Source organism: Eggerthella sp. AM16-19, from assembly GCF_003474385.1.
Lineage (GTDB): Bacteria > Actinomycetota > Coriobacteriia > Coriobacteriales > Eggerthellaceae > Senegalimassilia.
In genome coordinates, this window is the sequence record NZ_QUCY01000027.1 from 25,580 (window position 1) to 32,018 (window position 6,439).

The window sequence follows — 6,439 nt, forward strand, 5'->3', positions numbered from 1 at the left end:
AAGCCCACGGCGGCAAACCTGAAACCGTTTTATTACCAGTCAGGGTGGCACTACTCCAAAACGCGTCCCGTGCATCGACCGTATCAAACCCGGTTTTATTACCAGTCAGGGTGGCACTACTCCAAAACCGTTCGCCGCGTCCTCGAAGGTGGGATGCGGTTTTATTACCAGTCAGGGTGGCACTACTCCAAAACATGAACACATGGAACCTTGCCTTCACGTTTGTTTTATTACCAGTCAGGGTGGCACTACTCCAAAACTAAGAATTTTTCCCAAAATGCCTGCACTGCGTTTTATTACCAGTCAGGGTGGCACTACTCCAAAACCATTGAAGCAAAATCCCCACTGCAAAGGGACGTTCTCCCTGACTGATTTCGATGTCTAGCTCTCGATAAAGTGCAGGTCAACCACTAGTTTTCGTTCGTAATCATACACTACTTCATCCGCTTTATTCTCAATCAACAGCACAGTCAACTTCGAATAAAAAACGTACTCGAACAGCGCTTTCAAGTCGTTTTGCGTCAGAAAAGTTTTAAGATTCACGAACGTGATAACTTGCTTGCAACCCGCGTCAAGAGCCAGAGAAAGAAAGTTCAGCAAATTATCAAGGAGCGGTTTAGAGTCCTGCATGTCAACGCCAAAACCTCTGAACTTCAGGTAGCGCTTCAGCTCCCATTCTAACCCGAAACCATAATCGGAGTTCATCCCAAAGCCCAGATCAAGCAGCTTTGCCGACAAAGCAGAGTCCATCGCCTCAATGCCCCGGCGCAAATCCTCGTCTTCCAGGAATTCCCGCTCGATACGTTTAACAACCTCGCCCATAAGCGAACGATCATCCCAGGGCAGCTGCAAGGGATTCTGCACCACCATAAGCGATGTCGATGGCCTTAGTTCAACTCCGTCATCCCACAGCGTATACGGTTCCAATGCCAAACCGCCAGCTGAGCTTGCCAAAGAGCGAACGATTCGCGCGAACAGCGTCTCGTTCGCAATCTGAAGCGTCGATGCATACCCAGGTGCCAAATCAATCGGCGTTTCCAGCCCGCTAAACACCAGCTTCATAGCACCAGAAGCTCTTCCATGGAGTCGATCTCCTCATAATCTGGACGCTTTCCCGTAATGTATTCCATGGTTGAAAACTGAGTTTCCGTGACCTTGAGAATCTGCACCAATCCAGCTGGCGGGCGATGTTTGCGAACACGGGCAATCGCGCTATTAGCCACACCATCGTTCACAACCAACTTCGCATACACCGATTGCTGCAAAGGAAGAAACCCGTCTTTCAGCAGGAATTTGCGAAACAGGCGATAGTCTTTGCGCTGCTTCGGCGTTTCAACCGGCAGATCGAAGAACAGCACTAATCGCATATATCGCACCCTCTCCTTGTCCGTCATAAGACATCGAATGCTTCGATTTCATCAACGGACAGCTTCTTATTCAGCGCGCTCAAGCAATCCTGCACGTAAAGACCTATGACCGAACCAACGTGGTACGACCCGCCGCGATACGGAACGCGATGATTGAGCATATCGACAAGCAAATACTTGTCGTCCTTCGTGAAATCGCCGTCGATGTTGTCGAAAACAAGCCGATCCACGATAGGCCGAAACGGCTCCATCAAATCGCAGCTAAGATTGAACTGGTTGAATTCGCTTCGATGGCAAATCCCGCATTGCGTCAAATAACCCCTCGCCACAATCTCGCGATTTACCGCCGAAAGTAGGATTCCATATCCATAGTTCAACGCAGCGTTCACCGGAACGTCGTCGTCACGAGAGAAGTTCGGACCGAATAGCGCGCGAAAGTAAATCCTTGCCGCATGGGCTTCGCGATTCGTCGTATCGCCCGAGCGCACTTCGTCTACCAAACGTACAAGCATTTCGCCTTCCGGCTCGCTTGCACGTGCGTCAAGTAAACGAGCCTGGTGCGCGATTTTATCGCGCACCACTCGCTGCCACACACGCTTCTTTATCGGCTCGCCCCATTCAAGCTGCTCGCCAATCCGTTTGCTGGTGTTGTGCGCACCATATAACGGCAGGTATTGCCCGATTGGGTTGTGCTTTTCGTCGGACGAAACCAGCGAAATCTTCGCTTTCGCAAGTTCAGAAAGCAAATATGCACTGATGAACACCTGATTGGTCTGCAGCACGATGGTCGTGATCTCCGATAAATGGACCTTTGCGGCTTCGTCTTCCTTGCGCACTACGAGATAGCCTCCCTTATAGGAAAGCTTGCAGGGGCTCTCGATGACGATGTTCCTAAAGGCCAACGCGCGTCCTCCGTTCGAACATGCCCGTCACAGATTGGTCGATAATGTAGAAATCGACGTTGGGGTCGCTAAGGAGTTTTGAGTATGTTGGCTGAAGACATCCTATTGATTTCGCCCCGCCCGCCATCGACAAATCCACATCAGCTCCGTTTATTAGCGACAGCAGACGCATAAGGAACTCTCTGCGTTGTTGCTCACTTAATTTAACAGTGTTCTCTTTCAGCAACTGAATTTTTATTAGCTTCATCAACCTCGGCATTCGACGAATGCCACAAACTGCAACGCGGTCAATCAAATCGGCTGCGCACAATCTTTGATCATCTTGATTCATCGAATTTGAGAGATAGCCGGCTTCTTCGAGAGAAAAAGCTATCTCGGTCGCATTTCTCATCTTCTTAATTCCCGTAATCAAGAACCTCTCGCCATCAATCTCAATAAGCTGCTTCTTGAGTAGCTTCGCTCGCCGAATACCGACAAATTGCAACTTCTCGCCTTCCGCAAGTCGACGAGCATGAGCTTCCAGCGCCCCTTCGTCCACTCGAATACGCGGAGCAAGCCATACCGGGACTTCCGCAAAGCGGAAAACGGTACGACCCTTTTTGTCGCGCGCTTCGTAAATGAAGAAATACGCGAACTGCTGACTCGAATAACCGCCATATGTCTGCGGATCCAAATCGCTCTTCAATGGCAAAGACAGCTTCGGGCCCATCTTCGGATCGCGCGGCGAGTAAATCGTCGCATTCCAGAAAGCGCCCGAATCCTCAACGGGCATGCGCGTGATATAGCATTGGCGATAATTCAGCGCCTTGCGAATCCCTTCCACTTCTGCAGCGCCGTCCCATAGCTCGCCAGTGTCCTCGTCCACATGCTTTCCCATAAAGCTGCCGATTACAAAGCCGCTAGAGCCCGGAGCCTCATGGCGGGCGTTGAACAGCTCGGCCTGATCGCGGACATATTTGCGCATGGCATGGGCATACGCGATGGGCTGCTCGTAAATACCCGGATGCCACTTCGAGATGAACAAGCCGACACGACATGCCAGGTACGCATCGTGAGCATGATGGAAGTCGTTCGCCTCGCGGCATTTCACAAACCCGGCAGCATCGCGCAGATTATGGGACATGCTCGCCTTAACGGGAACGACCTTCGTGTCGGGATACTTCGCGCTCAACAGCGATTGGGCGGCTTTCACCATCTGGCTGGTTTCCACCAACTGACGCGCAATGAACCCGCGCATGGCGTTTTCGTTCACGCTCGGGCGCATCAGGCTTTTGAACTTCTTGTCTCCGATAAGCCCAGCGTCGTGCAACGCGCGCCAATAGCCCGACATGCGCTGACGGATAGCGGGGTCTAGCAGCATCGCGTCGGTCTTACGTTGGTTCTCCTCGCGCAGCACCAAGGCCTTGTTCTCATAGCTATCGTCCTTGATGTAGGAGCGCGGGATGATGTGATCGACCTCGTAAAGCCCCGCATTCGAAAGCTGCGTGATATCGATCGGTTTGCCCGAATACAGGCATTTGCCGTTCTGCATGAAATACAGCGTGAGCCTTTCATCAAGCTCATCAGGACTTACGTCTTTCAGCTCCGTCAAAACCCGCTTCGTCCATTGCGAGTCTTGCTCCTTGAACTTCGCCAGGGCATCCTTGAGATTGTCGTAGCGGCGCTTGGTGCGGCTGCCCTTCTTCTTCATATCGTCATCGCGGGTCACCTCGATAAAGATATGCGCGGGCGCTTTGCCGGCAATGCGAACGACCTCATCGACGATGCGAATAGCCTGATTAAGGCTGCGACGCATCGCCGGCGAGCCCGGCAGGTCGTTTATGCCAAGAGCATCGCCCGCCTGCTCGAAATACGCTCGATTGAATGCGTCAATCTCGTTTTGGAACCCAAGACGATCATCATGCAAGATTTCCATGAGCACCATCGCACGGCCGCGTCGATTATCCGAATTCGGATCGCCCTCACGCAAGATGTCCATGATCGATTTCTCATCGAGCTGCGTGTCGACCTTCAAACCTGTGAGGAAATGCCTCGACAAACGCCCCCATCCAGTAAAGCGTTTCTTGCAAATCGCGTTGATTTGCGCATCATCGAGGCGGCCCTCGCCCTCAACGCCATACCTTTCCTGCAATTTCTCGCGCAAAATCTTGCGGTCCTCGAACAGCGTGTTCCACTGAATGATTTCTTCAACCATAGGGTAGTCGGACTGTGCGATCTTCCCCGTTTTGAACACGTCTTTCGCGAAGAAGATATACGACGACATCTTCGACTCCAGACCGCTAACGCCCTGGCCGCCGACCACGTGCGCAGACGATGCGTACCCGTTCTCAACCAGCCAGTTTGCGATACGCTCGTAACTCACCGTGCGGTAGCGATGGAACAGGTCCTCCACGATACCGCGCCGCTGCTCCTCATCAAGACGCTGCTCGTAGTCGCCGTCACTTGTCCAACGAACGCCGTTCAGTTCGTTCAGGACGCAGAACTCCTCATACAGAAGCGAGCACTTCGGCAGCACGTCTTCGCCTTGCAAATACGTGCATATTCCCGTCATGCGTTTGATGAAGTTCTCCGCGCTTTTGCCCTTGTCGATAATGCTGTCCCAGTTCCAGGGCGTGATTATCGCATTTTCCATTCCGGGTTTGCGCTCGGACCACGCAAAGCGAGGGTTATCATGAGCATCCAGCCTTGCGTTGCGCTGGGTCAGGGGCCCAACGTAATAAGGGATACGGAACGTCACGAGCGAAAGCAGCTTTTCGCGCTGCTCTTTCAGCACCGGGTAGAACTTCGCCTGGTTATCCAGGATCGTTTCCATTTCCTCAAGATGAAGCTGGTAGTAGATGCTTCCGTTATCGCTGGTTTTCAAGCGACGCAAAAACCGCTGGTTCTCAAACGCATCCATCATGTCAAGATAACGGCCGTCGCCTTCTGCAGCCGTCCCCGCAAATAGCTTCTTCACTTCTTTGGCGAAGTCGTCGTATGAGATTTTGCCCAGGTTGTAACGCGTGTATCCCTTGGATTGCGCGACGCTATACCCGCTTTTGTCGCTATACAGGGGACCGCGGAAAAAGCTGTCATACGCTTTTGCGTCCTTATATTCGCGAACAAGGGCTTTGAGCAGCTTCAAATCGGCGCCATACCGATCGTACTTTGCGACCATGTTCGCGGAAATGGTTTCGCCCGAGGCATAGGACAAAAGGCCTTGCAGCACGTAAGCAGCGTACACGCCGCACAACGAATCGAACACGTCCTTGCTGTCATCAGGGCAAGCTTCGCGCAGGGCTTCAACTTCCTCATCATTGGAAAGCGAGATTTTCGTCTTCTCCGCCGAAAACTCGCCGAAAACATCTTTGAACTCAGCCTTTAGCCCGACCATTGCCGCCGCCAGCGCCTTTTTGAGCTTCTTATCCGCTGCTCGATCGCCGAACGACACCGTCACATAATCGGCGATTGCCGCGGCGCGCTCGGAGTTGCTCACCCCTTTTGCCGTTAGCGCTGCCACAACATCATCAACGTTGATCGGTGAGTATTCGCCATCGCGACCTTCGCTCCAAGCTTCAAGCGCTTCGCAAAACGCCTTGACGGCATCATCGGGCTTGGCGTTTTTCGCGGAAAGAGACGAACCTTCGCGCAAGAAGTTGCCGCGGCACTTCACAATGTTATGCAGAGCAAGGTACACAAGACGGATATCTGCCTGCTCATCGCTTTCCAGCAAGTGCTTGCGAAGGTGGTAAATCGTAGGGAACTGGTCGTAGTAATCGACCTCCGTAAAATCGGACTCGTTGAAGATGGGCCAGCGATATGCGGCAGTGGTCTTGTTGGGATCGGAATCCACCAAACGAGATTGTCTCAACCGCAGGAAGAAATCAGGGTCGACTTTCTCCACTTCCTCCTGGAGCAAGCCTTGCAGCAAGTCAAGACGCCAACGGCGGCGAACATAGCGCCTGCGCTGACTACGCGGGATTCGCGCAGAAGCGGCAGTTTCCGCGCTGTCGAACAGGCGGCTACCCCACGTCGGCTGCTTCTTGAAGTGAAGAAGCCGGCCCTCCCCATCAGTGACCGCCCATCCATCCGAGCCGGTACCCATGTCTAAGCCGATGTTGTAATCTCCCTGGACGTTCCTGAGCACGGCGTAACGTTTCTGGGGGTGCGGTGTAAGCCGCGTCGGCGATG

At 52.9% G+C, this 6,439-nt stretch carries 4 protein-coding genes and 1 CRISPR repeat array (1 of these 5 only partly in view); all 4 genes read right to left on the bottom strand.

Going from position 1 to position 6,439, the window contains the following annotated elements:
* Nucleotides 1-326: a CRISPR direct-repeat array (repeat unit 36 nt; unit sequence GTTTTATTACCAGTCAGGGTGGCACTACTCCAAAAC) (it extends 370 nt beyond the left edge of the window).
* A gap of 55 nt (nucleotides 327-381) precedes the next feature.
* The 4 genes from csn2 to cas9 are packed head-to-tail and all read right to left on the bottom strand — an operon-like array spanning nucleotide 382 to nucleotide 6,395.
* On the bottom strand, nucleotides 382-1,062 hold the full coding sequence (csn2, locus tag DW178_RS09655) for a type II-A CRISPR-associated protein Csn2 (protein WP_118350974.1): 681 nt from the start codon (nucleotides 1,060-1,062) through the stop codon (nucleotides 382-384).
* Nucleotides 1,059-1,367 (bottom strand): CRISPR-associated endonuclease Cas2, encoded by a 309-nt coding sequence (gene cas2, locus DW178_RS09660; RefSeq protein WP_118350976.1) that lies wholly within the window; start codon nucleotides 1,365-1,367, stop codon nucleotides 1,059-1,061. The genes csn2 and cas2 overlap by 4 nt, the downstream gene beginning before the upstream one ends.
* 23 nt (nucleotides 1,368-1,390) lie before the next feature.
* Nucleotides 1,391-2,269 carry a type II CRISPR-associated endonuclease Cas1 gene (gene cas1, locus DW178_RS09665; RefSeq protein ID WP_118350978.1) on the bottom strand — a complete coding sequence of 293 codons (879 nt, stop codon included), beginning with the start codon at nucleotides 2,267-2,269 and terminating at the stop codon, nucleotides 1,391-1,393.
* A complete protein-coding gene (gene cas9, locus DW178_RS09670) occupies nucleotides 2,259-6,395 on the bottom strand; it encodes a type II CRISPR RNA-guided endonuclease Cas9 (RefSeq protein WP_286168649.1) in 4,137 nt (1,378 codons plus the stop codon). Before cas9 ends, cas1 begins: the two co-directional genes overlap by 11 nt.
* Nucleotides 6,396-6,439: the final 44 nt, after the last annotated feature.